The 24,202-nt window shown below is 43.8% G+C and carries 32 protein-coding genes; 3 read left to right on the top strand and 29 right to left on the bottom strand.

The annotated features are described in order from the left end of the window. Positions 1 to 28: 28 nt before the first annotated feature. From ACE1SE_RS14050 to ACE1SE_RS14025, 6 genes are all read right to left on the bottom strand, one after another. On the bottom strand, positions 29 to 469 hold the full coding sequence (locus ACE1SE_RS14050; protein WP_374050987.1) for a GvpU-like protein: 441 nt from the start codon (positions 467 to 469) through the stop codon (positions 29 to 31). A 41-nt stretch (positions 470 to 510) separates the two neighbouring features. After that, on the bottom strand, positions 511 to 3,783 hold the full coding sequence (locus tag ACE1SE_RS14045; protein WP_374050988.1) for a tape measure protein: 3,273 nt from the start codon (positions 3,781 to 3,783) through the stop codon (positions 511 to 513). A gap of 109 nt (positions 3,784 to 3,892) precedes the next feature. After that, entirely contained in the window at positions 3,893 to 4,423 is a 531-nt protein-coding gene (locus ACE1SE_RS14040) for a hypothetical protein (protein WP_374050989.1), read from the bottom strand. 39 nt (positions 4,424 to 4,462) lie between these two features. Beyond that, positions 4,463 to 4,825, bottom strand: a complete 363-nt coding sequence (locus ACE1SE_RS14035) for a hypothetical protein (RefSeq protein ID WP_374050990.1) — start codon at positions 4,823 to 4,825, stop codon at positions 4,463 to 4,465. A gap of 138 nt (positions 4,826 to 4,963) precedes the next feature. Beyond that, on the bottom strand, positions 4,964 to 5,605 hold the full coding sequence (locus tag ACE1SE_RS14030; RefSeq protein WP_374050991.1) for a hypothetical protein: 642 nt from the start codon (positions 5,603 to 5,605) through the stop codon (positions 4,964 to 4,966). Positions 5,606 to 5,807: 202 nt separating this feature from the next. Beyond that, complete coding sequence (locus ACE1SE_RS14025; protein WP_374050992.1) at positions 5,808 to 6,599, bottom strand: ORF6N domain-containing protein; 792 nt, start codon at positions 6,597 to 6,599, stop codon at positions 5,808 to 5,810. A 341-nt stretch (positions 6,600 to 6,940) separates the two neighbouring features. Here ACE1SE_RS14025 and ACE1SE_RS14020 point away from each other — a divergent pair, with 341 nt between their 5' ends. Together ACE1SE_RS14020 and ACE1SE_RS14015 are read left to right on the top strand one after the other, a co-directional pair. Continuing rightward, positions 6,941 to 7,243 carry a type II toxin-antitoxin system HigB family toxin gene (locus ACE1SE_RS14020; protein WP_374053654.1) on the top strand — a complete coding sequence of 101 codons (303 nt, stop codon included), beginning with the start codon at positions 6,941 to 6,943 and terminating at the stop codon, positions 7,241 to 7,243. A 3-nt stretch (positions 7,244 to 7,246) separates the two neighbouring features. Further along, complete coding sequence (locus tag ACE1SE_RS14015; protein ID WP_074021720.1) at positions 7,247 to 7,621, top strand: helix-turn-helix domain-containing protein; 375 nt, start codon at positions 7,247 to 7,249, stop codon at positions 7,619 to 7,621. 6 nt (positions 7,622 to 7,627) lie between these two features. Here the strand turns inward: ACE1SE_RS14015 and ACE1SE_RS14010 are convergent, their stop codons facing one another. The 22 genes from ACE1SE_RS14010 to ACE1SE_RS13905 form a co-directional block, all read right to left on the bottom strand. Then, positions 7,628 to 8,317: a DUF6246 family protein gene (locus ACE1SE_RS14010; protein ID WP_374050993.1), complete on the bottom strand. Its 690-nt coding sequence runs from the start codon at positions 8,315 to 8,317 to the stop codon at positions 7,628 to 7,630. Positions 8,318 to 8,366: 49 nt separating this feature from the next. Next, on the bottom strand, positions 8,367 to 9,119 hold the full coding sequence (locus ACE1SE_RS14005) for an Ig-like domain-containing protein (RefSeq protein ID WP_374050994.1): 753 nt from the start codon (positions 9,117 to 9,119) through the stop codon (positions 8,367 to 8,369). Between the two features lie 50 nt (positions 9,120 to 9,169). Then, positions 9,170 to 9,544 carry a phage tail termination protein gene (locus ACE1SE_RS14000; protein WP_374050995.1) on the bottom strand — a complete coding sequence of 125 codons (375 nt, stop codon included), beginning with the start codon at positions 9,542 to 9,544 and terminating at the stop codon, positions 9,170 to 9,172. After that, a complete protein-coding gene (locus ACE1SE_RS13995) occupies positions 9,541 to 9,909 on the bottom strand; it encodes an HK97 gp10 family phage protein (protein WP_374050996.1) in 369 nt (122 codons plus the stop codon). The genes ACE1SE_RS14000 and ACE1SE_RS13995 overlap by 4 nt, the downstream gene beginning before the upstream one ends. 1 nt (position 9,910) lies before the next feature. After that, positions 9,911 to 10,258 (bottom strand): hypothetical protein, encoded by a 348-nt coding sequence (locus ACE1SE_RS13990; protein ID WP_374050997.1) that lies wholly within the window; start codon positions 10,256 to 10,258, stop codon positions 9,911 to 9,913. Positions 10,259 to 10,260: 2 nt separating this feature from the next. Next, positions 10,261 to 10,623 (bottom strand): DUF7370 family protein, encoded by a 363-nt coding sequence (locus ACE1SE_RS13985; RefSeq protein ID WP_374050998.1) that lies wholly within the window; start codon positions 10,621 to 10,623, stop codon positions 10,261 to 10,263. Next, positions 10,607 to 10,816, bottom strand: a complete 210-nt coding sequence (locus ACE1SE_RS13980; RefSeq protein ID WP_374050999.1) for a hypothetical protein — start codon at positions 10,814 to 10,816, stop codon at positions 10,607 to 10,609. Before ACE1SE_RS13980 ends, ACE1SE_RS13985 begins: the two co-directional genes overlap by 17 nt. 9 nt (positions 10,817 to 10,825) lie before the next feature. Further along, positions 10,826 to 11,902 (bottom strand): major capsid protein, encoded by a 1,077-nt coding sequence (locus ACE1SE_RS13975; RefSeq protein WP_374051000.1) that lies wholly within the window; start codon positions 11,900 to 11,902, stop codon positions 10,826 to 10,828. A 10-nt stretch (positions 11,903 to 11,912) separates the two neighbouring features. Beyond that, entirely contained in the window at positions 11,913 to 12,338 is a 426-nt protein-coding gene (locus ACE1SE_RS13970) for a hypothetical protein (RefSeq protein WP_374051001.1), read from the bottom strand. 5 nt (positions 12,339 to 12,343) lie between these two features. After that, positions 12,344 to 13,735 (bottom strand): DUF2213 domain-containing protein, encoded by a 1,392-nt coding sequence (locus tag ACE1SE_RS13965; RefSeq protein WP_374051002.1) that lies wholly within the window; start codon positions 13,733 to 13,735, stop codon positions 12,344 to 12,346. 19 nt (positions 13,736 to 13,754) lie between these two features. Next, complete coding sequence (locus tag ACE1SE_RS13960; protein WP_374053655.1) at positions 13,755 to 14,654, bottom strand: phage minor head protein; 900 nt, start codon at positions 14,652 to 14,654, stop codon at positions 13,755 to 13,757. 37 nt (positions 14,655 to 14,691) lie between these two features. Then, positions 14,692 to 16,059, bottom strand: a complete 1,368-nt coding sequence (locus tag ACE1SE_RS13955) for an anti-CBASS protein Acb1 family protein (protein WP_374053656.1) — start codon at positions 16,057 to 16,059, stop codon at positions 14,692 to 14,694. Positions 16,060 to 16,128: 69 nt separating this feature from the next. Beyond that, positions 16,129 to 17,601: a terminase gene (locus tag ACE1SE_RS13950; RefSeq protein ID WP_374051003.1), complete on the bottom strand. Its 1,473-nt coding sequence runs from the start codon at positions 17,599 to 17,601 to the stop codon at positions 16,129 to 16,131. Between the two features lie 2 nt (positions 17,602 to 17,603). Next, positions 17,604 to 18,116: a terminase small subunit gene (locus tag ACE1SE_RS13945; RefSeq protein ID WP_374051004.1), complete on the bottom strand. Its 513-nt coding sequence runs from the start codon at positions 18,114 to 18,116 to the stop codon at positions 17,604 to 17,606. Positions 18,117 to 18,257: 141 nt separating this feature from the next. Next, positions 18,258 to 18,473 (bottom strand): hypothetical protein, encoded by a 216-nt coding sequence (locus ACE1SE_RS13940; protein WP_374051005.1) that lies wholly within the window; start codon positions 18,471 to 18,473, stop codon positions 18,258 to 18,260. Next, positions 18,470 to 19,060, bottom strand: coding sequence for a BRO-N domain-containing protein (locus tag ACE1SE_RS13935; protein ID WP_374051006.1), 591 nt, complete (start codon positions 19,058 to 19,060; stop codon positions 18,470 to 18,472). The genes ACE1SE_RS13940 and ACE1SE_RS13935 overlap by 4 nt, the downstream gene beginning before the upstream one ends. Before the next feature lie 339 nt (positions 19,061 to 19,399). Continuing rightward, positions 19,400 to 20,299 carry a Kiwa anti-phage protein KwaB-like domain-containing protein gene (locus tag ACE1SE_RS13930; RefSeq protein WP_374051007.1) on the bottom strand — a complete coding sequence of 300 codons (900 nt, stop codon included), beginning with the start codon at positions 20,297 to 20,299 and terminating at the stop codon, positions 19,400 to 19,402. A 19-nt stretch (positions 20,300 to 20,318) separates the two neighbouring features. Continuing rightward, on the bottom strand, positions 20,319 to 20,837 hold the full coding sequence (locus ACE1SE_RS13925; protein WP_374051008.1) for a KwaA family protein: 519 nt from the start codon (positions 20,835 to 20,837) through the stop codon (positions 20,319 to 20,321). Between the two features lie 192 nt (positions 20,838 to 21,029). Then, positions 21,030 to 21,272: an Acb2/Tad1 domain-containing protein gene (locus ACE1SE_RS13920; RefSeq protein ID WP_374051009.1), complete on the bottom strand. Its 243-nt coding sequence runs from the start codon at positions 21,270 to 21,272 to the stop codon at positions 21,030 to 21,032. Continuing rightward, positions 21,253 to 21,723 carry a lysis protein gene (locus tag ACE1SE_RS13915; protein ID WP_374051010.1) on the bottom strand — a complete coding sequence of 157 codons (471 nt, stop codon included), beginning with the start codon at positions 21,721 to 21,723 and terminating at the stop codon, positions 21,253 to 21,255. The genes ACE1SE_RS13920 and ACE1SE_RS13915 overlap by 20 nt, the downstream gene beginning before the upstream one ends. Beyond that, positions 21,720 to 22,115: a structural protein gene (locus tag ACE1SE_RS13910; RefSeq protein ID WP_374051392.1), complete on the bottom strand. Its 396-nt coding sequence runs from the start codon at positions 22,113 to 22,115 to the stop codon at positions 21,720 to 21,722. Before ACE1SE_RS13910 ends, ACE1SE_RS13915 begins: the two co-directional genes overlap by 4 nt. After that, complete coding sequence (locus ACE1SE_RS13905; protein ID WP_244185884.1) at positions 22,112 to 22,435, bottom strand: phage holin, lambda family; 324 nt, start codon at positions 22,433 to 22,435, stop codon at positions 22,112 to 22,114. Before ACE1SE_RS13905 ends, ACE1SE_RS13910 begins: the two co-directional genes overlap by 4 nt. 453 nt (positions 22,436 to 22,888) lie before the next feature. On the opposite strand from ACE1SE_RS13905, the gene ACE1SE_RS13900 reads away from it, so the two are divergent. Then, positions 22,889 to 23,083: a hypothetical protein gene (locus tag ACE1SE_RS13900; RefSeq protein WP_374051391.1), complete on the top strand. Its 195-nt coding sequence runs from the start codon at positions 22,889 to 22,891 to the stop codon at positions 23,081 to 23,083. Positions 23,084 to 23,609: 526 nt separating this feature from the next. Here the strand turns inward: ACE1SE_RS13900 and ACE1SE_RS13895 are convergent. Continuing rightward, positions 23,610 to 24,077, bottom strand: a complete 468-nt coding sequence (locus ACE1SE_RS13895) for a hypothetical protein (RefSeq protein ID WP_374051390.1) — start codon at positions 24,075 to 24,077, stop codon at positions 23,610 to 23,612. Positions 24,078 to 24,202 lie beyond the last annotated feature (125 nt).

The following is a 24,202-nucleotide window of genomic DNA, read 5'->3' as shown; positions in this document are numbered from 1 at the left end:
AAGCGGGTTACTAATGGTTCATTTGAAATTAGCAATCAACTAGTTTACCAAATATAAAACCGTTAACTTCTCCTAGCTTAATTCTCATTTCCGAATCAGTTTTTAATTTATTACCATTTGAGTTTGTTATTTCAACATCGGATAAATATAAATACTCTATTTCATTGATTTCTTTATCCCTTTCATTAATACAATCTCTAATATCCAGCATAACATCTAAAAATGCCTGCCCTGCCTCTTGATTCGATGCCTTATAAATCTTTCCAGCAAGTAATGATGAATAGCGTTTATTGCTAATAAGAACTCCTGAGACAATGATTCCATTCAAAAACAAAGTAACATTAACCTCAAACCCGTTTTCCGCAATATAAGCAGCGGTTGTAAGATATATATCTTTGGGTTTAAAGTCATGAGTGAAAGCTTTGTCGATGTTCTTTAATTCCTGATGGTTATTATTTTTTTCTTCCATTATATATACTCTCGTAATCGAAATTTACTTTACTGCCCTACTTAATTAAGCAAGCCTTCTTCACGAGAAACTTCATTTATGATGACATCATAAACTTCCCGTCTAACAAAGCCAGACAACATCTTAGCATCTTCTGGTGTAAATTGACCGCTACTGCTCACATTGTAGGTAAATGTTTGATTAATAATCACCCCACCATTACCCCCTTTCCCCATATCCCGATTGCTAATCACCTTACCCCTATCACCCGGTATCATGTATTGATGACCATTATTCGCCTTGAATATCTCAGGCCTGTTATTCTCACCAATACGGTAAGCCCCATTCGGGCTGACTGGTCCGCCGTTTTTACGAGCACCCAATAATGCAATCATCGCAGGTACAGCAGTTGCCATAGCCATCATGCCGACTGTAGCAGCGGATCCCATTGTTGCTACACTGGTAGCCGCAGCAGCAGGAGCCATTGCCGTAGTAATCGTCGCACCCGTAGCAACTGCCGATGCAGCAGCCGCAGTATTAGCAGCCTTGCCCATAATCATGTTCTTGACTTGCTGGATACCCATCTGAACCAACGCAGACACCGCCTCATTTGTGATAGTTAGGGCAAGATTTCGCATGGCTTCATTGGCGGACTGTGTTCCGGTTAACAGTCCTGTTATGGAGTTGGCTGAGCGCTGCCCCAATGCTTCAACGGCATCACCCAGAAATTGATACATCTCATTCTGGCCTTTCCATTGTTCCCATCGGGCATTGTTCAGGTCTTCTTGGTATTTCTTTTCTATAGCGGCTCTGGCTGCCTCAGCTTGTTCCTTAAGTTCAGTGTGTTCTTGCTCGAAATGGGTAATAGCTGCTATTTTTCTTTTATGCTCATTAATGAGGTTTTGTACTGGGTCGAATTCCCCAAGGGTTTTCATGGCAGGCGATACGGCTTCATTGACTTTGCGTTGTCGCTCTTCTTCTTCGGCTTTATTCTTATAACGTTCTCTTATCTCTTGCTCGCTTTTATTGAACTCTTCTATTTCAATCAAACCCTGCTTTTTGATACGCCTCAAATGCTCAAGTTCTTCATCCATTGCCTTCTTGGATTTCGCTAAAGAGTCTTGTTCAAGCGCCCATTTCCGAGCTTCTTCATCCTTTTCAATATCGTATCTTTCTGCGGCATTTCTTCTAGCTTTTTCAATCTGTTCCTCGCTAGAACCCTCCGGCATGGCTTTAGCGGCATCATACATTACCATTTCAAGGCTAGCTTCTTCGTAGCCTGTTTTGAGGCGGTCTATTTCGTCACGCTGGCGTTTGAGTGCTGCTGTGATATCATCTGATCGCCGCTTGGCTTCATCAGCAGCCCTTTTAGCTGCATTTTCCGCTTCTCTGGCGGCATCTTCTCTTTCCTTTTCAGCTTCCTTGAGTTTTATGTTTTCCTTGGTTGTCTCCGCTATCATTGATTTTTGCTTAGGGCTTGCCCCCAGCTCGTCAGCTTTGAACTCTGCGGCTTTTAAGTCTCGCTTTAATCCCTTTTGAGTCTTAAGTAATTCATTTTCATTCTTAAGCTTGGTGATAAAATCCGCCGCTTTGTCAGATGCCTGATCAACCTCTCCATTCCTGTTCTTGTTGGCATCGGTGTTCTCATTGGTCAGTTTGGTGTTTTCAGCAAGAGCTTTGCTGGTCAGATCAATGGCTTTTTCGTAATTACTTCTGACTACTTGCATATCCTCAAGCGCACCCTTTTCTAGGGCTAAATCATCTCTGAGCTTCTTCATCTCCTCCTCGGATTTTTTAAAATAAAAGCCACCACCGTGATCAACATCATATTGAAGACCGCTTACCTTTATTTTTTGTTTTTTTATCTGCTCGTCCTGCTCAGCCAGCTTCCTTTCTAATTTGACTTTATTTTCTTCAAGTTTAACTTTACTCAGTTCCTTTAGATTGCCAGTCAAACTTTCAACCGTATTAGATAAATCTTTAGCCTCGTTCTTAGCTTCTTCTGCTCGCTGATGAAAATAATAAAGCGCTGCTGCTGCCAGCATAACCACACCAAGTGGCCCGCCTAAAAATGACATAGCAGCTTTGAGTCCATTCACTGCAATAGTCGCGGCTCTTGCGGCTGCTGCGAACCCCGCTTGAGCGGCAGTAACTGCATTTTGTGCGGCTCCGTATGTGGCTGTTGCTGTCGTTGCTGTGGCACGAGCAGCGGTTAGCCTGGCAAGTGCTGCTGTGGCTGCATCAGTTCCCTTCGCTGCTGCATATTCAGCCTCAGCGACACGTAGGGCAGATAATGCAGCTTCCTTATCCAGCGCTGCTTTTCTCAGTGTCATTTCGGCGGCATAGAGTGTACTTTGCGCTTCTGCTTTATTCGCTTGTGCTAACGCTATAGCAGACCTAACGTTTGTTATCTTTTGGCTTGCTGCTAGTGTCATCGCACTCACCATCCTTGAACCCATCACAGCGGCTAAGGCAGTTGCAGCACCCGCAACAAGATCCATATTTTCACTGACTGTAACCAGAGTGCTATTAAACGCTTTAAGCGCCGTCTGAACCGTGGTTGATTGACCAAAGAATCGAGTCATATTATTAGCCGCCATCTCCATTGACTGGCTCATGGTCGCTGAGGTTTTATCAAATTCTTTAGCAATAGTTCCTGCCTGAGCTAGAAAAGCCTGAGCGACGACTGTAGACGTTAATTTCCCCTCCGCCGCCATCTTCCTTAGCTGACCAATGTTAACGCCAAGGTGATCGCTCAATGCTGCAATTAGACGGCTCCCGTTCTCAGACATGGAGTTAAATTCTTCACCACGCAGGACGCCTGACGCCATAGCCTGTGAGAACTGAATCATGACGCTTGATGATTCCGCAGCGGTTGCACCTGAAACCACCAGACCTTTTGCAACAGTTTCAGTTAATTTCGCCACGTCGTCAGCCGACATACCATAACTACGAGTAGCTCTTTCAAGACGACCATACAATGCAGCCGTAGAATCCAAACTCGCACGGGAATTCTGGGCGATATTGAATACACGTTCAGTCACTTCCGCCAGCGTTTCATTTGTTTTGACGGCATTAACCAGCTTGTTATTCACCACAACCCATGCGTCAGCATAACTGGCTATTTTCTCGATAGATAATGCTGCTGTTACCGCAGTAGCAGCCTTTGATAGGCTTAGTAATGCTTTCTCTGCTCCTTGCACTGAGCGTCCCGTTTGATTAAAGCGCTGCTCTACCTGCCCCAAGCGCGAATCTAATTGCCGTTGCGCCGTCAACAATTGCGCTACATCCATAGAAACTTGATAAACGATGTTACCCACTTGATGCTCTGCCATTTTCTAGCTCCTGAAAAAAAGAAAACCCCGCCAAGTGGCAGGGTTATTGGGGTATTATATAAGGAAATATATTTTCAAAATGTGGCAGTTTGATGATTTTATTGTCTTACTATGAACGGTTTCCCGTTTTATCCAAAAGCAAGGAAAATAGAATTGCCAATGAGCCAATGATTGTTATTGCTACTCCAGCCGTCATATAGAGTTGCCTATCTGCAACTAATCCAGCATTAATAACCTTATCATAATATCCAACTGCAACATTCATGGTGAGAGCATAAAAACAAATACAAATGCCAATAAGCGCTAATACAATACCTGTCATTTTTGTTGTGGAACCATTACCAACATTAAGTTCGCGTTCTTTGGCTTTCATTTCTTCTGCCAACACACTACGCATAACTATCTTTGCATCGTCAGGCTCATTGATAATAAAAACATCAAAAGCATCGTAATAATCTTGATGAGTTAGTATTACCGAATGAAGATTACCATTATATTGATATGGACCAGTAGCCTTATTTATAGCCGTCATTAGTTCTCTTATTGCACGCCTGTTGGCCTGATAACATTCGCTACCATCATTCTTTACGAAAGTTTTGTAGTAATCTCTTGGTTCACCCGGTATTAATACTTCTGACATAATCATCTCCAGCATTAAGTTTTGCTCATTCTAAAATCATTACAAGCATTTTTCTACAACCTCTTTTCTATTCCATTCGACAGGAACAGCACCAAGTATCGTTTTGTAGAATTTCACAATTGACCCGTTAGACGAGCTTGTTACATCTGCAAACATGGAGCTATTCCAAGTAAATATAGTGATTACATCACCAAATGATTCTGAATGAACGGTATGATCCCTTTCTAACAAAACTCTCGTATTAGTCCATCCGTTATATATACACTCAGCAAGTTCTTTTGCCGTCTTATTACTGCTTCCTTCAAAATTTGGTTTTTTGATTCGAGCTTCATTAGGTGTAGCCATACAACCAGATAGTATCAATGCTGAAAAAGAAACTCCGGCTATTAATAATTTCCTCATCACAATCCCTCATCGTTAAATTTTGCTCATAATACCAACCAATTAATGCAAAATAACGCAAAATGCCACAATTTAAGTGGCATTTATGTGATGGTTATTTGATTAAAGCCGAAAAACCCGCCGAAGCGGGTTAGTTAGTTATTCTTTTGGCATTGGTAATTCGCTTTTAGAAATGATAGCCAGTCTGTTTTGATGATGCTCGGGATCTCCCCATAGCCACATCTCTTGTCGGCTAACGTCATCTTGAGTCAGAATCTTGCGTAATTCGCAGGTTATCATGTCATAGGCATAAACATACAGATTATACATCAGAGCGTCATACATGCGATCCTGCCAAAAAGCCATGCCATCATTAGTCTGATTCATGTCAGATACTATTACGTTATAGCGCTCCAGCAGATAATCAAAGAATACCTTACCAGCTAAATCACGTAGAGCCGCCCGATGCTGAGGCGTTCTAATACGCCAAACGAGAATTTGAGTTACAGGACGGCAATTTAACACAACGTCAGGCTGTATAACCACTCGGTTATAATAAGCAACCTCTTTTGATATATCGTTTATCAGAGCTAATTCAAAATGAGACTGACTAATCTTATCAGTCAATCGATTATCAATACGAACCATACGATAGCCAGGAGAAAGGGATAATCCTTTTATTTGTCCTGTGATATCTGATCCACCCATTAAAGAGGCGTAGAGGGTATGATTATCTGAGCTTTCGTTCAAATGAGCGAAAACTTCATTAATCTTTTCAGGACGTACCAATCTTTGTGGCATATATCCCCCTCAATCCCAGTTACCTAAAATGGATAGCTAAAATTTAGCTCATTAATAAATATTCCTTGAGGTGATATTAGTCTGTTTGAACCTAAGGTTCAACAGTTTAAACTGTATTCAGTTTGTATGATTGACCACTAAAATAGATTAAAAAGAATCAGAGGATTTCAGTTTTTAGCCATCCGTGGCTTAGTATCAGTCGCTAAAGCAGTTCAGATAAATCGATACCATACACTGCTAACCAAGCTGCGGCAGGCCATGAATATACGGTGCCAAAGCGTTTATCCGGCGCTGTGTCAGGTTTCACGTTATTCTCTTTGCACCACTTTTTAAGTGGTTGCCACTTAAACGCTTTTTTGGTTGCTTTCTCAACTGTCAAAATAGTCGCCTGATTCTTACTTTGTCCCAGCAGATCAGCTAACTTATTCCGCTCACGAACTGCCGCCGAAGCGGTAGCCATTGCTGTTGCTTCTCGTTTATTGCCAATCCACGCTTTTGTTTCGATGGCCTTATCTCGCTCCGCTGAGATTACAGCTTTCTCTTTTTCGGATTTCAAAAGAGATTCCAGCGCTTCAATATAGTTACCGGGTAAAACTGCCTGTGGCATTTCACTACGAACACGGAAATAAGTTTCTTCCAGTAACTCGTAGTAATCCCAAGCTTGATCAGTTTCAAGCATCTTGGCATGGCGTGAAGCGCCGCGTTCAGTCCAGAGAATGAGGTTTCTTGCATGTTTGTTAACTGAACCTCTTAAAGAGGGGCAGTTCTTAAGTGACTGTAACTCATCACCTTCAACCCAAAAATAGTGTTTACCATCAACAAACCTTTCTTTGTTTCTATTGAAATTATTGGTAATCATTTTTTCAGTAGCACCATACCCCGCAGCTAGCTGCTCAGTCGTAATAACTCTCTGCTCACGATAAACGATAACAGGGACATGGCTATTCTGGTTCGTGACAACGGCTGTTTGGTTTGCTAAAGTCATATCCAACATATTTGTTCTCTCCTTTTAATAGGACGCCAAAAGCCAGTATTTCGCTACTGGCTTTTTCATTTGGTTTAATTGTGAAAAAAAACATGCAAAAACGACCGATGCAAAATAATTGCATAGGTTAATTGTGGAATTTTAGATTTTGGGATAAGTAAAAATTAGCGTATCCGCTTAAGTCATAAAATTATTTATTCAAATTATAATTTATACATAAAAATATAATGAATACATTAATTCTGAGATAGTTTGTGCTTTTTCAGCACAGTGATATTACCCGTGATGAACTGACCCGAAAATCGTACTGTCACTTGCAAAAGTCCCAAAATGGGACTATTGTTGGATTTATGAAAATAATATCCGTTGCATCACTGAAAGCGTTTTGGGAAAAATATCCCGACGCAGAACAATCGCTAAGGGCTTGGTTCGACGAGGCCAAAAAAGCCTTATGGAAGACACCAGCCGATATTAAGGCTCAATATCGTAATGCGAGCATACTGAAAAACAATCGTGTGGTATTTAACATTAAAGGAAACGATTACCGCCTGATAGTTTCTATCTTTTATCCCGCAGGCTGGGTGTACATTAAATTTATCGGCACACATAAACAATATGATGCTGTAGATGCCAACACTGTAGAGCCGGAGTAAACCATGAACATTAAACCTATTAGAACCGAACAAGACTATCAAGAAGCATTAAAAGCCATCGCTCCGCTGTTTGATAATCAGCCAGAAATTGGCACACCTGAATTTGATTTTATGGAGGTCATGGTGCTGCTGATTGAAGCCTACGAATCCGAACATTATCCAATCGACCCGCCAGACCCTATTGAGGCTATCAAATTCAGAATGGAGCAATCCGGCCTGACGGTTAAAGACTTGGAACCAGCTATCGGCAAATCGAACCGCGTTTATGAAGTTCTGAACCGTAAGCGTAACCTGACATTACCCATGATCCGTAACTTACACGGTATGTTCGGCATTCCCGCAGATGTCTTGATAAAACCAACAAAGACAGTCCTGTAAGGACTGTTATTTCTTCATACTCACCAGTCTTCGCTTGCCACTCATCAGGTCATTAGTGCGCTGATCATCCGCATCAATAACGGCATCATATTCCTCGCGAGTAAAACCTTTTTCATCAGGAAACTTGGCTTTCAGCATCATCTGGAACTCGGTCATCGTTAACAGCTCGGCTTCTTCGCGTGACATATTGAAATGGGCGCGAGCCGCATTGATATACTCAATAGCTTTAAACTGGTCAGAAAACACTTCCGTTCCTTCATTCCGTTGGAGTTTTCTGATTTTAACCCGACCAATAACACCATGTGTTATCAGTTCGCGAGCAATGACAATGATGTCATTAATTGGCACGCTCCCCAGACGATACACGCTCCCTCTTCGTCCTGGTCTCCACTCACCGATCAACTCTTCCACGTCATCTTCACAGCACGCCTGTATAACTATCATGGCAGTTGACAAGATATTGCGGCCAAATGCGGGTTTCCGCATCAGTTTAATCAGCCAATCGGGAAGTGTACCGTAAGCCGCCAGCGCGCGGTTAATTAACTCCTGAGTTTCTGCCCCATTGAGGGAAGTGTACGTCTCCACAATTTGTCGAGGTGTACCGATACGTGTCATTGCAGCGAAAGAGGGGCGCAGTAAATAATCGGTTTTATCAGTAGAGATAACCATCTCACCAATATCAATAATAGGCGTCATAATTCCTCCTGAACATTATCAAGGGCGCTCGGAAGTGCCCTTTGTAATGCTATGCCGTGACGGTAATTCCGCACTTAGTTGTCTTACTGCCATCCCTCGTAGTAACTGTGATGTTGGCGGAGCCTTCTGAAATGCCTTTTACTGTTACGACATTACCTACTTGACTCACTGTAGCGATATTAGTTTTATCCGATGTTACGGTATAGTTTTTGTCAGTAGCATCAGCGGGGCTGAAACTCACCATAAAAGAGCCTGTTTTTTCTTTCGCTACTGTCAATGACTGAGGATTAACAGAAACTGACTGCACCGCAACCTCTTCAATTAACCAATCAACCGTATCGGCATCACTCACTTTCAGCTCGCCGGAGTATGTCGCAAACTCGCTAGAACCAAACTGAGATGACCATGACGTAAATACCATGTACGCCTGTAATACCAGTGCATCTTCTCCGGTGAAGTCCATCTGCACCCAATACGCAGGTTGGCGCCCCGCCTGAACCTCCTTCGGGATTTCCTTCAACAAACGCAATGGACCAAAGTCTTCACTTTTATCTCGCTTGCGGTATTCACCATCAAAACTAATGGTTAAGTCCATACTAGTAACAACACTTTCCACCAGCCCTTTTGAATCATCAGCCTCTGAGGTCAGTGTATTGGGTGACAGGTCAAATGATTTGGTGGTTAATGCACCTATCCTAAAAAACGTTGATTGGTCTGGTACTGCATCAGGACAACCCTGCGCAAGGCGAATAATAGCGTTACGACCAATAAGTTTATTGGTTTCTACTGGGCAATTTGCCATGTGAATAACCTCGATTAATAGAAATAAAAAAAGCCGCCCAAGCGACTTGATTATGATGTACAGCGAAAGAGCAACCGGATGACGTATCGGTTCTCTTGTGTGAGGATAGGGGTTGTCAAACCGCCAAGATTAAATACGGAGGTCAGGCAGTCATCATCGGGGTAAGAGGCGACATGATTAAGTATTTCCTGTGCACGCTGGATGGTGGGTTGTGGGTCATTTTGTCCACTGACCAAAATCACCTGTACATTGTCATCAGCCCCCAAATCATCCAGCCGGCCAGTACCGCCAGCAGGCTGAAAGACCATGTATTGCATCTGACCGCCATCGCCTTTTTGCTCAATCCATGTGAGCATCTGGATCTTGAACCCGTCAATCAGCCCCGCTTTTGCCAGATAATGGCGAAATTGCTCAAATGCCATCATAATTTCAGCTCCTGCATAACAGCTTTATCAATCTGATTTCTCATCTCATCAAAGCCTAATTTCAGGAACGCCTTCTTCGCTGTTGCTCGCCGGAATGTCTGCTTCACTTTGGGATCATGCACATAGACGGCATAGTTTGCCGAATAACCCACACGTCCAGTGAGCAGTACACCATCAAAACGCACATCACGGAACTGAGAGTTAATCAGCGTAGAAGTATCAATCGGCGTATAAAGCGCAGCCTGAGCACTTCCGATATACAGAGCCTTATACATGGCACGGACAACTTTCCGTCCTCGTATATCACCGATTAAGGCGTTGAGTTTTGCTTGTGCTTCACGAATCCCCTTGACCTTGACGCCCATATCACGCTCCCGTGACTAAAACATAATCATCAACAAGGCGGTCGAATGTGTCCGCATCACGAGTGATATATTTAATTTCGTCAGCGTCTGCCGCTATGGGGTTCGGATTTGATGATTTCCCAATCAGGATATAATCGCCCGTGGATGCATCAGCAAACTCCGTCCAGAAGGTGTTTTTAGCAATCAGTTCAGTCCCCACACCGGATAGTTTACTGGACAGGCCACCTTGGTATTCGCACATAATGATTTGTGGCGCTTCATAACCCAACGGTCGCCCATACTCATCAGTTCCTAACCGCTTCCAGAAAGTACAAGGGGCGGTATAGCCCCAGCTAGCAATACTGGACATGTTCACCCCACCACATCAAAGAAGCCGACAGATTTACTCTCCAGTGGCAAACCAGATAAGCAACCGCGTTTATCCCATGCTCGTATTTGCTTGAGTAAATAGTCAGTACCAGAGGAATTATATGCAAATGAACGGGAAGCACCAGAAGGCGCACTCTGCGAGGCGATTTTCCTTGCGCCTGACAGCGAGGCCAGACGAACCGCGGCGTAGATTAACAATAGCGATTGCGTTGACTCATCATAATTAGCCGACAGGCATTCAGATTTGGCATTCACTTGATCTAGTAGTAATTGAAGCACTGAATCAGGCAATGCAAATCCAAGCTCAGTTATCATTGGCTTTACATCATCAAGTGTTATCACCATCTTGCTTACCTTTGCCTTTTGCTTTGGCTGGTGTGGCAACTTCAAGCTTTCTGTCTTCGATTCTCTCTACCAGACCAGCTTTAACCCATGATTCCGCATTGCCTGCTGAAACTTCTAGCTGAGCGCCAACCTCTAACTTTTTGAGGTCGGCACCAGCAAAAAAGTTATTTGAAATAACTCTTACCAGTGCCATAAATCCCCTTTATGCGCCTTTCGCGTGAATAACTGAGAAATGACCGTTGATGTCTTGCTTAACTATCAAACCAGCCGCACCCCATGTGCGCCATACATAATCCGAATTGTAGAATTGACGCGGATCTGCAACCGTCCCGAATGCCTGACCGACAATTGGAACGATAACTCCAGCGCCCAGAGGGACAATCATCATTTCATTGCCTTTCAGCTCAAAATCTTCTTTGATGCCAGCAATGCCGGTGATTTTCTTGATTTCTTCAAGCACGGTGCGAGTCTGGTTAACGTCGTAATACAGCTTTTCCCAGTTAGACAGGATTTCACCTGATACATACCAAGTTTGGGCTCCGTATTGGTAGTTTTGTAATTTCAGCACGTCACGTACTTTCATCACTTCACTACGCATTGCCTGACCATCTGTACTCGTGGTGTGATCAATGTTCAGTGTTACCTGTGCAACACGCTCATCAGTGCGTAAGCCCTTCCACGTCTTGTCATCAAACTTAATGAAATTACCTTCACTGTCACGAAAGCCATTCCAGATAAAGTCGAGATATTTACGACGAACAACTTTCACCGAGTCGGCCTGTGCATCAGACAATGAGGCTAGGGCAGAGCCTTTGTTAAATACAGGATCGCGCCAGTTAAATTTAAAACCAGTGTCATGAATTGGCACCATAGTACCGTCAAAGCTGTAAGAACGGGCATCCAGAGCCGCGCCAATCTGACCGGACATTGACGTATGCGCCCAACCAGTGCCGCCTGTGCGAGCGTACTCATAAACAGACTCTTCCAGACGAACAGAGCGCGACAGCGGCATCAGGTCATTCAGAAGCGTAAACTCAGTGTTAGGCTCGAACTCGGCCAGCACTGTCTGGTCATACGAACGATACAGGCGCTTGATATCATCGATAGCATTAACCGCATCGAGTCGCGGTGCATTTTCTACACGAAAGCGAGCGCGAGAAATAAAATCCGCTACCGCTTGAGCCGATGAGTTCCGTGCTAATGTCAGCTCACCAAACTGAGCTTGGTTAGCCTCAAGGTTGCCGGTTTCGGTTGCCTTTTGGGTTGAAAAATAAAACATTCAATTCTCCTTATTTAAACACCACGCGAACCAAGTCACCTGATTTTGCTGTAATGCTGTCTTCTTCGACATAGGCAAAGATAGCCCCATCGTCAGCCGCTTTAATCTGACCGTTAGTGACTGCTACAGGCTGCCCTTTTTTGTACGTTCCCGCAGTTGCGCGAACGTTTAAAAACACGCCCGCCATAGGGTGAATACCGACAACCACGCCATCAGCCGTAATGGGGTCATCAATGGTCTGACAACGAAGATAATCAATATTAGCGACATACAGGATCGCCGCTTCTTTGCCGTCTACTGAGGCTTTGAATTTGCCAGCCTCAAAATACCCAATCGTGCCGGGCTGGATATCCGCCGCCGCCGCACCTTCTCGGTTTAGCATGGGGTTGATAAACACACCGCCAGCATGAATTACACGTTTCCCGTTTTTTGCCATTTCTATTACTCCGGCATAGAGGTGAATGATTCAGAATTATTGTTTGTAAATGATGAATTCAAACCTGTTGAGGTCGGACATTGTGCATAGAAGCCATCAAGCGCCGCGCCATCCAGAGCATTTACCACTGTATCGTCCAGACCGAACTTCGCTTTTACCGCAGCGCGTTTATCGGCTTTTTCTTTATCAGCGTTCGCAGTCAACTGAGATTCCAGTGTGGTGATTTTGTCAGTCAATGGCTTTATGGCTGCGTTTATTGCCGCGGTGATAGCATCAGTATTTGTTGCGGCCTCTTTCTCTTTTTTCTCGCGCGCGGCTTTTTCTTCCGGTGTTTCTTTGTCTTTTGCTTCTTCTGTATTCATCTGGTTGTATGCATCAAGCAGTTCAGCTTCGGTCTTGCCGTCAGTTGGCTTACCTTTCGCTTTCAGGGCGTTAATAATCAGGTCTTTCATTGGATCGTGCTCCGTATTGGTTTTGACTTCTTCGTATTCAGTTGGCTTGCGTACAACTTCAATAGGTTCTCCAACGAGTTCGGCTGTACCGTCATCGTTCATGAAATATTTTTGTTGGTAAGTTTTACCGGATCGGTAATAGATGAATTTGTCAGGCCAAACACTCTCGGCGTATGGGTAGTCATCATCTGGATAAGTGGCTTTTAACTTTGCTCTGAGCGCGGAATAAATGTCGTCGAATGAGAAATTTGATGCGTTGCTAAAGAAGAACTTCGTCTTATCAATCAGTCCCTCTTGGGTACAATTAGCCGCATCAGACAGATTGACCTGCTCAATTTCGACCTGCTCACCGTCAGCGTTTACAAACATTCCCACGCCCTCTTCCGGTGTCGCTGCACCCGGCTCACTGGCGGGTAGTACGGCGATATGGTCAAACTGCATATTGCGAGCAACCCACGTATACGCCTTGCCCTTCGATTTGCCTTTGTTCTGTTCTCGCTGCAACAACAGTCCGGTTGAAACATGGATTGGTTCGGAACTATTCCCTGCGATAACGCCATCAACACGGGATAAAAATTCCTTTCCCTTATTAGTTGAATCAGCGAACCGACGATTAATTTTCACATCCATGACAACTTTGTCGCCATCCTTGCGGACATTCTCAGCCCATGCGCCGATATGGAATTGATTTACCGCCCTTGGTGTGTCAGCAGATATGTACTGACCATCAATTTTGGGGTGTCCATAAGGAACCTGTTTCCCCTCCATTGATTTGTAGCTCTTGTTAATCTCACTAGCTGGATATAACCCCCCGTTCATCACAACATCATCGACAACGGGCACAACGCCACGAATGACGACATGCTCATCACCATCAATAGTTTCAGTTGAGATATTGGAGGAATTTAAGGCCAGTGATTTAACATGAACGCTATATTGCCCCATGTTTGACCTCTTTGAATTGTTACTTAGGTGGTTCAGGTTCCCATGCCTTACGCTCTTCCGTTAGGCGTTCAGTCAAGCCCGTGTTATACAGTTTTCCGCCATCATCCAGAACAACTGGCTGTTGCGCACAATAACAGCGATAGCGATTACTGTTTTTAGAGTAAAACTCTTCAACTTCCTGTTTGGTGTAGAGCTTTCCATGTCTTGCAGCGTGCCATGATCTGGTGGTTGGTTTCAGGGCTGACAGCCAAAGTAATTTAGTATTTAAACCTAACCGCTCTCTAGCCCATTCGGTTTCATTCCAATTGGCCTCACGTAATGCCCCAACCTGCTCAGTTTGGGCTATGTTCTTAGCGTGGCTCATTGACACATCCAGCCGCTTACTAACAATCGCTGCTGTTTCCCTTGGATTTACCCCACGAGCGATAGCCTCGGCTATTACATTGGACAAATCAGTCCTTGTTGCATCAGAAATTCCCTTCCAATCGCTATAGGTTGCTACAAGTGCCGTAGCAATCTGATTTTGGTAGGCTGGCGTTGATAACAAGGCTGATAGCGTAGTTTGCTGTGCGTAGATCTCTGACTGTATGGCTAGATTCGTGTGGGCGTTTAGGGTTCCACGCTGATATTCATCAGACACATAATCAAACGCCCATAACTGAGCTTTCCCACCATCCAGCAAATGTTCATCAAGAATCGCCTGAATTCTTTCCAGCAATAACGCTAAAGCGGTTGCTGGCATGTCATAAATGAAAGCCTCTTTATTTACACGAAATAACCAGTCTGGCTGTCCTGCCTCGTTTTTCGCTAGAAGGTAACTTGGTTCTCCGTCTTTCTGATGTCCGGTTAGAGTACTGTCAAATAATTGCTTGAGGGCTTTCTTGATGTCGTAATACCGTTGCTCAATATCACGGAATATTTTATTGACTGCACGGTATGACTGAGTGGGATCGCGTTTATTTCTCGGTATTATCGGGGTTCCGATTCTGGTCTTTTTCATCAGTTAGCGGGTCTCCTGTTGCACCCTGCGGTTCAGGTTCCTCTTCCAGTGGCTCCAACTCACCCACGGTACGAATTTCATTGGGCGTAAATATCGGCGTTCCGAAAGCCTGCTGGGTTTTCAGTGCCGCCTCTGCCATCTTAATCATGTTGTCGATCTTCTCCTGCTCACTGGCGGCGAGCATGTCAGACCATGCAATAGTGACCTCGCCAGAAGAAGGTGGCTTGATAATGCCGATTTCCCACAATCGATTTATCAAGCGTGTTACATATTGGGTCAGAAAACCCCATCGACGCCCATTCAATCTCACTTTCCAAGTGGCATCGTCTTTATCCCCGGCTAATTTTCCCGTTTGAGTACCGAACAGCACCGTGAACGGCACTTGCACAGAGGCACAAAACTCACGGGTCGTGACTTCCCATGTCGGCGTTGGATCGCCCGGCGCGACTGACAATACATTCAGCTTACCTGCCTGCATCACTGCTGCTGAATCCGTCCCCCGGTTGAGCTTGCTGATTTTGTCTTCCAGTGCGGCACCTAGATCTGGATAGCCAGCCTGAACCGCTGCCGTGGTGATGTTGTGCAAATCAGTTTCTTTATCAAATTCCACCCCAATCTGGCGAGAGGCATTTTTCAGGAACCCTTCGGAACTACCACCTGACACCTTTTCAATGTCCAGTAATTTGTTATATCCCGCCCTGAGTAATGGTGTACCTGAGAAAATATTCCCATCCTCAGCACCTTCACATAAGATGATGACTCGTGACGGATGAATAGCCAGTTGCTTTGCTGGTCCTTGTATCTCAACCTGACCCACCGGACGCTCATCAAAGCTGAGCATCGCCGGCTGTCCGTAGTTTTCTGAATTAATATCTGTGTCCCATTCTGCAACTGTGAGCTGTGGCTCCCAAACTGGAATCAGGTTTACCAGCGCTTCGCCTTTTAACCGTGATACTACCGTGGTATCAATAGGCTCACTCCATGCCCTACTATCCCGAACTTGAATGAGCAACGCTGAGTAATGCCCGATCATATTGCGACGGTCAGCGTCTTTAATTTTCGCCCAAAACGGCTTTAATAGTTTTGTGACTTCCTTCTCCCATGCGCTAGTTATTGCTGACTCTTTCTTTTCCTCGCCATCAATGATGGTCGGGTTGTCCTGCCAGCATCCATCCAGCAAACGATGTACAGCAGCATGCGCCACCGCATTACGCTCATAGGCGTTGTAGTATTCTCTGAACCTGAGTTGTTCGGGGTAACCGAACTCAGAATAGATATTGGTGCGTTTAGTATTGCCACTAACGCCACCAGCCGCATAAATCATCCGTTTAGCGATAGTGTCAGCTAGGCTATTAACAAGAAATTCTGTTTTTTCATTCACGAAAGACTCTCCTTAGAAGAAAAATGCACCTACAGTCTTGCGGTTATTCTTGGCAACAGCAAAATAACGGAAACTATCAGCACCGTGCGATGTGAAGTCATGCAGTGGTTTATCTTTCCAGCAACCGCGCTTGTCATCCCACTCTTTGCGGTAGCTTTCCAGATGGGAAATGCCTTCACTGCATTTTTCTTCATCGAATACGCAGTTAGGCAAAATTTCACGTACCGATTCAATACCGGTATCAACACCAACTTTTGGCACGACTTTGAAGATCATTGAATACCGCTGCCCGTCGATTTCATAACCTTCTCGCGCCAACTCTCGGCGTGACTTAGCATCAGCACCAAATTCACGGTTATCGATGTCATGTGGTCCCCAATGCTCACCATAGGTATAGCCTTTGTCTTTTAGCACCTTCATATAGTGCCGCAGCCCTTCGCCTGAGTTCTCGTAGTAGTCAATAACGTGAAACTCTTCGCCCACCTCACGCACAAACCAGATAGCCGTTGAATCCCCCACTCCGATATCCCAGAACGTATGGACAGGCAGGTGTGAGTTATCCGGCAGTTTGCCAATGCGTTTATTTTCATACAGCCAGCGAAATTGCTTGGCGTAGTAGGCACCTTCAACCGATTGCTGGAATGCCTCAGCGGGGATCGACGGGTATTCCCGCTTCATGTCATCGCCAAGCGTCTTCTCTTTGGCGTAGTACCAAGCCTGCTGCCGTTCGTTTAATTGAATGCCGTGCTTTGCCTTCAGTTCAGCGAAGTAATCAACTAAGCGTTGAGGTATTGACTCTACTGGATCAATGGCATAAAGCGGGTTTTTCCACCACGAGAAGAAAAAGAATTTCCAGTCGAGGTTGGAGAGTAGCTTGCCTTGTATCAGTGCTTTCTCTGCCGTTTGGCAGTAGTCAAAGAAATAGCCAGCCCGCCCTTCCGCTGTACTCTCAATCGTCGTGAAACAGTCCGTTGATACTGCCTCAAACGCACCCGTAACTATCTCACGCGCTTTGTCGGGGAACTTGGCACAAATCTTCCCGAACTCCGACACATGCAGATAGCGTAACGTGCCACCACGGAATGAGGTTGAGACATACAATGAACCGCCCTTACGAAAGACCAACTCACCCGCCGCATCATTGCTGGCAGGGTTGGCGGCCTTAATCTCATCCGGCAATCGGTCGTAGGCATATTTGACCTTTTCACGGAACAGGCGCTTGGCATCGTTTAGCGTGTGGGCTATCAGAGCGCATTTTGCTGACTCAAATAGCGCAGCATCAAGCTGAATAATGCAGACTTCTGTTGTAAAACCAAGTTGACGGGCTTTGAGAATGATGTTTCGGGTATGGATACCTTCGAAATACTCAAGCTGCTCTGGCGTCATCTTAAATCTGACAGGACGGCCTTCTTTGTTGGTTATCCAGTAGAGGTGGTTGAGTCGCCAGAGTTTATCGCGCAGTAATGCTAAATATTCCGGCTTCATAGTTATCCCTTGGAGAGTTCATCCATCAGATCGGATAGCGTTCCGACAACATCATGCTCATTTTTAACCCGCTCACGGAATGCCTGAACGCTGATATGCTTGCCGAGCAGTTCCAGATTCTTCACCTTATCAGGCCACTTGATCTTCTTGAGCAAGGCAGCGGTATCTTGCGAACCCATCTCAACGACTTCCAGACCAGATAGCGTGGTACGCCACACTTTAGGCCAGTCTTTTACTGGCTTGAGTTCACCACCATCCGTGAGAATGTCAAGGATGTCCATTTGGTCAATTTCAACCAATCGTTTTAATACATAGGTCGCATTGATTCCGACCTCTTCATTACGCTCTGCCCTGAGTTCAGCAATACGTGACTGGATATCAGGTTTTGACAGGTTTTCAGATGCAGTGCGGTTAGCGGTCTTCTCGCTGTACCCCGCACGAATGGCCGCTTGAGTGGCGTTCAAATCAACGAGGTACTCGCGACAAAACATTTCTTGTTTGTCGGTGAGTGCCATGTTCCTTTTCCCCATAAATCAGAATAATTAACTGGTCGGGTTGATATAACCCCGACAAATTTTGAGACCATGAATGACCAAAACCTATACAAAACTCTATCAAGCACCCGTTTATTGGATGCCTTGCAGAATTTTGTAAAATCACCGCTTCCTTGGTTTCTCTGCCGAATATTTACTCGCCCATGCCTTAGCAATGTCCAGACAATCATCAAACAGCTTGCCTTTCCTGCTGGCTGACGCTGAACGGCGGTAATGTTCTTTTGCGCGGTCACTTGCCATCCCTGCTATAGATGAAGAAAAGCCGAGCTTGGTTAACTCGGCCTGTACGTTCTTCTCGATAAACTGTTCGTGGTTCATGCGAGTTCTCCCTCATCATCAGGGAACTCATCAAGTCCGGGCAATGCAAGTTGTGATAATTCAAGAATGGCCTTCTCAGCCTTACGAATCTTCTTAAGATGGTGCTTGCGCAAGTTCATCAAATCACTGCCTTTGCGACCGAAGTTGTCGAATGACCATTTATTGGCAGCCACCAGACGATTCTGCATTTCACCAATGGTCAGCTCCTTGAGGCTTTCCATATCCATCAAGGACAAATCTCGTGGCTGACTTTCCTTTTCTATTAAATCCAGCACCCATTTACGCAGTTCCTTTGCTACAGGAGTGTCAGCCAACATTCCCAACAGATAGAGTCCACGCAATGAAAATATACGAACCCGCGTCTTCAAATTTCTATAAGTAATTGATTCTTTCGAGGTCACTGTTGTAATGACCTCGGTCATGGCTGAAGTGAACTCATCGGAATTAGCGTTATACAGATTGGTTACTGATTTGGTTTTGGCGTAATCCAATAACTGAGCAACTTGTTTACCCGTAAACCAAATTTTCCCATCGCCATTGTCAAAAGGGATCACTTCTTTTTCTTTGAAAGTTAATGCTGTACTCACGATGCTTATCCTTACTTAGGTAATGAACCTTTGCCGAAATAGGAAATCAGCCCATCGAAGAGCATCAGCAAGCTGACTCCTCAAAGGCTCACTCCTAAATAGGGGTTCGATGTTTAGATTGGCGCTTTCGGTGCGCGGTGAAAATAAAAATGCCACCATCCCGTGTGCGTTGGGTACGCGATGGGAACGGGTGGCAGCATGGGTTATTTCTTTAACCACTCAAGGGAATGGGTAGAGGAATAAAAAAACCACCACGGGATGTGATGGCTTGGGGTTTGGTGATAACTAAAGCGTTAGAGTGATTTAATGATCATCATTCATTGTGAGATAGCAACTACACTAAGTTTTTTTCACTTTTTTCTTAGAGTTTGTCTGATATAGTGTCTGGGTAATTTGTGAAGTGAAATAGTCCTCATCCAAAAAACTCAATAGCCTCTTGATGTGTTTTTTTTCTTGTGGCATTGCAATTCTCTTTTCACCGTCATCTTCATATATCTCTAAATCAAGAGTTACGTCATTTACTTTCGCTATGGATAACAAATCGTCTACAGTGTAATCCTCTAAGACTCTTGATTTATTTATCAATGATACTTTCTTCCTTATTACAGTATCTGCGACACTTGTAAGGTCAAATCCATTTGTAATATGGAAATGCTCATGATTCGAAAATGCCCTTAAATCATCATCAGTGGCTTCTTTAAAATATCCATCGACATCGAATATTCTTCTCAACATATGAAAACTTTTGAATTTTAATTTATTATTTTCAAGTATTGCAGTTAACTTATTATCGATAACCAAACCATCGGAATCAGACAATTTAAAGGTATTTTTATCTTGAAATATACTATGAAACAATGTTTTTTTATTATCTATTATTTGCCTTTTATCAAAACATTGAAGATAAGCTTTTATATTGACACCTGTTTCAGATGAAATAATTTCACCAGAAAACAATGCTTTTATGTTAAAAATAGATATCTCCTGAGGACTCCACTCTTGAATTGAGGTAGGAGTCTGAATTGCATCAAGAACACCTATAACATCATCAAAATTATCAATGCAAAAATACTCCGCAGGACTGGTAATATAACCGCCACTAAACTCTACAGATGTTGTGTAATTATTTTCAAAATATTCTTTTTGTTTTTCAAACAAGGTACTTACAGATCTTTGTGTCGTTGAGTCTGTGATAACCCTCACAATTTTACCAGTGTCGGTTATAGCAAATAATTCCATAAGTAATTTCCTTTGTGAATTAAACAACAATGTATGTGTGAGCTGTTAGCTTTATAACATCTAATCTATCGTTATTCACTGAAAATAAATCTGTTTTGGTAATCAATACAAAACTAACACCCGTCTCATCTTCTGCTTCATAAAACTTATAACCGAAGAATGATAGCAACGGATTAAAACTATAACCCTCAGAGAAAGAAACATAAATAAGCAAACTAATGTAAAAGAATGCAGCAATTTTCCAGTCAAGAAATGTTCCAGACGTACTAAGTAATGGAAATAAATATGTCAAAAAGTAATTAGTTACTTCTTTGTTAGCCGGAGTGGCTGTTTTTATATTCTTTTTTGTTTGTTCTGAATGATGAATAGAATAATTCAATATAAAAATACAGAAACAAACACTTATAACTCCTATAGCTATATATACACCAAGCATGATATGGTTTTTTTGGATAAGAGACAAATAGGCCAATGTGATGCATACAGGAGCCACAGAAGTTGCAGTTAATGCAAGACGAGCAAATTTGTTTAAAAACATTCCCTCCTCCTTCATTGTGACTGTATAAAAAACCAGTATACATCAATTAAACTCAAAAACGAATAATTACTTTATATTGATAAATAACACCAACTCATTCAAGAACTAAAACATCAACCACTCAAACGAGTACCAACACCACGCCCTTAACCTACTCCTGCCACTCCTGAGCAAATGATTCTGGGGTGGTGATTAGAATGTCATTGGCCGGGCCACTGCACGAACCCAGCACATAATCCCTTTTTGCAAGTCCGTACGGCCTTCATTCAGCCAACGCATATCAATTTGATGACTGCCCGTTTGTGTGTTGGTAACCACAAGATAGTCATAGAGCTTACCTAGTTCCTCTCCAAGTGCCTTAATCTTGTTCATGCAATCAATGTCATCTTGGGTTAATTCACGGTAACCCGTAATTTTACGGTGTTGGTTTTCCATTATTTCCTCTGCATTCAGTCTTCGCCCAATCCCTCAGTCCGAGGAGCTGGGCTTCAAGGGTTTCGAGTTCTCCGAGGAGACGTACATAATCCTGTTCAGCGTCTTTCGCCAGTCTGGCGGGTCTTGAACCATCCACGCCGGAGGGGGCAGCGGTTTCAGACACGGGACACTCGGCTTTGACGTACACGCGCTTAATGTCAGCGCGCAGAGTATCGCTAAGCTCATCAAGTTTAGTCTTGGCATTGGCGAGTTCCTGAATGTGTTTAGTGTCTAACTCTGTGAGGTGCTGGATACGCTCTAGCTGGGTGGCGTTGATAGCAACTTGTTCATTGAAGTCAGTCGTTAGTTTTTTATTTAAATCATTTACTTCGTTTAATGATGCCATCAGCCAACTAGACCAAGCAATGAGTCCGGCTATAATAACGAGTACTACCTTCTCGTAGGCGTTCATAGCAACTCAAACGCTTTTTCAAACGTTGCCTCAGAATAAGGCTGCTTGCCGTTCTCCATCTGGATCATCGCCTTAGTCAATGCTGTCATGATGGATTTGTCGTTAACATCAATCACGGCATGACTGGATACACCGACTGTTTGGCTCACATACGTGATGTAGCTCTCGGTATTATTCTCATTCGGTGGTGCCCATCGGGAAATAAACTGGCGGATGGTATTATCGCCGTAGAGTTTCACGTAATTGCGCAGGATTTTGAGCATCGCCCGAATACCGTACTCTGGTGCGATAAACTGACAGAATGACTTATCAGTCTGCCTGCTGCACAGTCCCTGCCATTGGTCACCGTGGCGGATATTGCCCGGATTGTTGTTCCTAATACCTCTGGTCACTCTTTACCTCCCAAACGTTTATTAATGGCACGAACAGCAAACTCACGTAGCTTCTCAACACCAATAAACCCAATGGCACCCCCGATAGCCGGTGCAAAATTGGCAGGAATGCCGAACATCTCTAACCCACTGGATACACTCCATGACAGCGCACCACACAGGAGTGCCTCGACCCAGCGGTTCTTTCGTTCCACGCCGTCATAAATCAGGCGCCCGTAGCAAATCAAGGCAGCCAAAACAGAGCCGGATATTTGCGGCCACGAGTTTTTCAGGCCGTTTAATATGTCAGCCCATAAGTCAGGATTTTCTTTCATCTTCATATTCCACCCCATCTGAACAATGGGCGTCCGTGGGGTGAACGATGGTTACCCCTGTGAGTTGTGGTGAGTAGGTTGCCAGCCGCAATAGGAGAGACTGAGGTTCTGGGAGTGATTGCGGTGGCAAATTTGGAGCTATGTTGTTGACATTACTTATCAGTCACGCTTTAGCATGAGGCCAAACACACAACCAAAACTAAACATTGATACACTAAGGGAAATTAACGTAATTATGGATATTTCCATAAAGCGCCTCACAAAACAAAAAAAGCCACGCCATGCGCAGCCTTGAATAATGAGCTGTTCGTAATTCCTAACTACTTGAATTTGTTCCGTTATGGGGATTCCCATATTGGGATTTGAACTAGTCGGTTTCGCCGACAGGTTGAGTTGTTCGGAATGACCGAACATGTGATACTCATGCTAGATTTTAACATTTAATATAAAAGGATTTTTATGCAACCGAACGATAAAAACCCACTCAAACAAAAGTCATTTAAATTTATTCTTGTCGGTGTGATATTACTTTTTATGGCGGGTATTAGATTTATTCAATATGATGATTTTTTACTGGGTACTGTCGAAAGCTTAGTGGCTATTGGGCTCATTCTCTTTGGGCTTAAATTGAAAAAAGGCGAAAATAAAAAGTAGACTACTAGGGTGTGTTGACGTTTTGTATTCATTATTTATTCGACCCACTAGATTCCCTCAAATTCGGGGGAATTAAAATCCATCGAACTCATCGCACTATTCGAATTCATCTTTCATGGGGTGTTCTCTTTTCCGCCGGAAATCACATTAACACATTGATTTATCTAGCATGTAGGGGTGTTCTCTAGCCTTGATCGAGGTGCTGCTCATATCACCCAAAATCACATGTAACGCATTGATTTAACAATATTATAGGGTGCTGTCCGACCATGATCGAGTTGAGCCTCGTTTCGTGAGGCTGACGGTCAGGGATATCACTCTGACACCAGACGCAAGATAACATTGTCACCATGACAATGTGTTTTGCCTTCTTGAAATATTCCTCTGAATATCCCGGACTATTACGAGATTTTGAACTACCGAGGATTCTTAGGTAGTTGGATTTACTACGGGTAGATAGCAAAAAACCCCGCGAGTGCGAGGCTTGTATGTGATAACTATTCTAATGGAGCCAACAAGCAATTTTTTAAATTTGTGGCCAAAAATATTTTATCCGATTGTTTGGATCTTTTATGAGAACACACTGTGTTGGATTGGCATTATTATTCGGATGAAATCTAATTATTATGTTGCCTTGTGGCGCAAAAACAGGCGCTCCGCATGTGTTCGCTATAATTTGTGGGTGTATCATATTTCCTGCTTGATCTACTGCTAGAAAAATACAATTCGCATTAGTCCCCGTGAATAAAGGAGATATAACATTTGCGATTGATTGCCCGCTAAAATCACCACACAATGAGGAATTGGATGAGGAAATGCGATAGCCAACATCGATAACAACAAGTACACGTCGGACACGTGGGAAGTAAGTATTATCTAAGCAACAACCAACTCTATAACCTTGGTTATAAGCCAACTCACCAAAACTCACCTGACCGGGGTGGTTATAATGTCTCATTATGTCATGATATGAATGAATTATATTTCCCGGCATCCCCTATCCCTTTAGTCAAGTAATGCACTTACTGTATTACACTACTGAGAACAAAAAATCCATTTTAATTAGGCGAAATTTCCTAATGTTTTAGTTGAATCTCGAAAACAAAAAAACCCCGCACT

It is taken from the genome of Xenorhabdus taiwanensis (assembly GCF_036512875.1).
Classification (GTDB): Bacteria; Pseudomonadota; Gammaproteobacteria; order Enterobacterales; family Enterobacteriaceae; genus Xenorhabdus; species Xenorhabdus taiwanensis.
This window is presented reverse-complemented; position numbering and strand designations above follow the sequence as displayed.

What these genes read in the sequence shown, in the direction of transcription:
- ACE1SE_RS13945 (WP_374051004.1), bottom strand. Translation starts at nt 18,116, where the DNA reads ATGGCACTCACCGACAAACAAGAAATGTTTTGTCGCGAGTACCTCGTT.
- ACE1SE_RS14040 (WP_374050989.1), bottom strand. Translation starts at nt 4,423, where the DNA reads ATGTCAGAAGTATTAATACCGGGTGAACCAAGAGATTACTACAAAACT.
- ACE1SE_RS13975 (WP_374051000.1), bottom strand. Translation starts at nt 11,902, where the DNA reads ATGTTTTATTTTTCAACCCAAAAGGCAACCGAAACCGGCAACCTTGAG.
- ACE1SE_RS13950 (WP_374051003.1), bottom strand. Translation starts at nt 17,601, where the DNA reads ATGAAGCCGGAATATTTAGCATTACTGCGCGATAAACTCTGGCGACTC.
- ACE1SE_RS13900 (WP_374051391.1), top strand. Translation starts at nt 22,889, where the DNA reads ATGCAACCGAACGATAAAAACCCACTCAAACAAAAGTCATTTAAATTT.
- ACE1SE_RS13905 (WP_244185884.1), bottom strand. Translation starts at nt 22,435, where the DNA reads ATGAAGATGAAAGAAAATCCTGACTTATGGGCTGACATATTAAACGGC.
- ACE1SE_RS13920 (WP_374051009.1), bottom strand. Translation starts at nt 21,272, where the DNA reads ATGGAAAACCAACACCGTAAAATTACGGGTTACCGTGAATTAACCCAA.
- ACE1SE_RS13985 (WP_374050998.1), bottom strand. Translation starts at nt 10,623, where the DNA reads ATGGTGATAACACTTGATGATGTAAAGCCAATGATAACTGAGCTTGGA.
- ACE1SE_RS14015 (WP_074021720.1), top strand. Translation starts at nt 7,247, where the DNA reads ATGAACATTAAACCTATTAGAACCGAACAAGACTATCAAGAAGCATTA.
- ACE1SE_RS13970 (WP_374051001.1), bottom strand. Translation starts at nt 12,338, where the DNA reads ATGGCAAAAAACGGGAAACGTGTAATTCATGCTGGCGGTGTGTTTATC.
- ACE1SE_RS13980 (WP_374050999.1), bottom strand. Translation starts at nt 10,816, where the DNA reads ATGGCACTGGTAAGAGTTATTTCAAATAACTTTTTTGCTGGTGCCGAC.
- ACE1SE_RS13930 (WP_374051007.1), bottom strand. Translation starts at nt 20,299, where the DNA reads ATGGAATTATTTGCTATAACCGACACTGGTAAAATTGTGAGGGTTATC.
- ACE1SE_RS14005 (WP_374050994.1), bottom strand. Translation starts at nt 9,119, where the DNA reads ATGGCAAATTGCCCAGTAGAAACCAATAAACTTATTGGTCGTAACGCT.
- ACE1SE_RS14050 (WP_374050987.1), bottom strand. Translation starts at nt 469, where the DNA reads ATGGAAGAAAAAAATAATAACCATCAGGAATTAAAGAACATCGACAAA.
- ACE1SE_RS14025 (WP_374050992.1), bottom strand. Translation starts at nt 6,599, where the DNA reads ATGTTGGATATGACTTTAGCAAACCAAACAGCCGTTGTCACGAACCAG.
- ACE1SE_RS13990 (WP_374050997.1), bottom strand. Translation starts at nt 10,258, where the DNA reads ATGTCCAGTATTGCTAGCTGGGGCTATACCGCCCCTTGTACTTTCTGG.
- ACE1SE_RS14010 (WP_374050993.1), bottom strand. Translation starts at nt 8,317, where the DNA reads ATGACGCCTATTATTGATATTGGTGAGATGGTTATCTCTACTGATAAA.
- ACE1SE_RS13965 (WP_374051002.1), bottom strand. Translation starts at nt 13,735, where the DNA reads ATGGGGCAATATAGCGTTCATGTTAAATCACTGGCCTTAAATTCCTCC.
- ACE1SE_RS13940 (WP_374051005.1), bottom strand. Translation starts at nt 18,473, where the DNA reads ATGAACCACGAACAGTTTATCGAGAAGAACGTACAGGCCGAGTTAACC.
- ACE1SE_RS13955 (WP_374053656.1), bottom strand. Translation starts at nt 16,059, where the DNA reads ATGATTTATGCGGCTGGTGGCGTTAGTGGCAATACTAAACGCACCAAT.
- ACE1SE_RS13915 (WP_374051010.1), bottom strand. Translation starts at nt 21,723, where the DNA reads ATGAACGCCTACGAGAAGGTAGTACTCGTTATTATAGCCGGACTCATT.
- ACE1SE_RS14020 (WP_374053654.1), top strand. Translation starts at nt 6,941, where the DNA reads ATGAAAATAATATCCGTTGCATCACTGAAAGCGTTTTGGGAAAAATAT.
- ACE1SE_RS13925 (WP_374051008.1), bottom strand. Translation starts at nt 20,837, where the DNA reads ATGTTTTTAAACAAATTTGCTCGTCTTGCATTAACTGCAACTTCTGTG.
- ACE1SE_RS14045 (WP_374050988.1), bottom strand. Translation starts at nt 3,783, where the DNA reads ATGGCAGAGCATCAAGTGGGTAACATCGTTTATCAAGTTTCTATGGAT.
- ACE1SE_RS13995 (WP_374050996.1), bottom strand. Translation starts at nt 9,909, where the DNA reads ATGGGCGTCAAGGTCAAGGGGATTCGTGAAGCACAAGCAAAACTCAAC.
- ACE1SE_RS13895 (WP_374051390.1), bottom strand. Translation starts at nt 24,077, where the DNA reads ATGCCGGGAAATATAATTCATTCATATCATGACATAATGAGACATTAT.
- ACE1SE_RS14035 (WP_374050990.1), bottom strand. Translation starts at nt 4,825, where the DNA reads ATGAGGAAATTATTAATAGCCGGAGTTTCTTTTTCAGCATTGATACTA.
- ACE1SE_RS14030 (WP_374050991.1), bottom strand. Translation starts at nt 5,605, where the DNA reads ATGCCACAAAGATTGGTACGTCCTGAAAAGATTAATGAAGTTTTCGCT.
- ACE1SE_RS14000 (WP_374050995.1), bottom strand. Translation starts at nt 9,544, where the DNA reads ATGATGGCATTTGAGCAATTTCGCCATTATCTGGCAAAAGCGGGGCTG.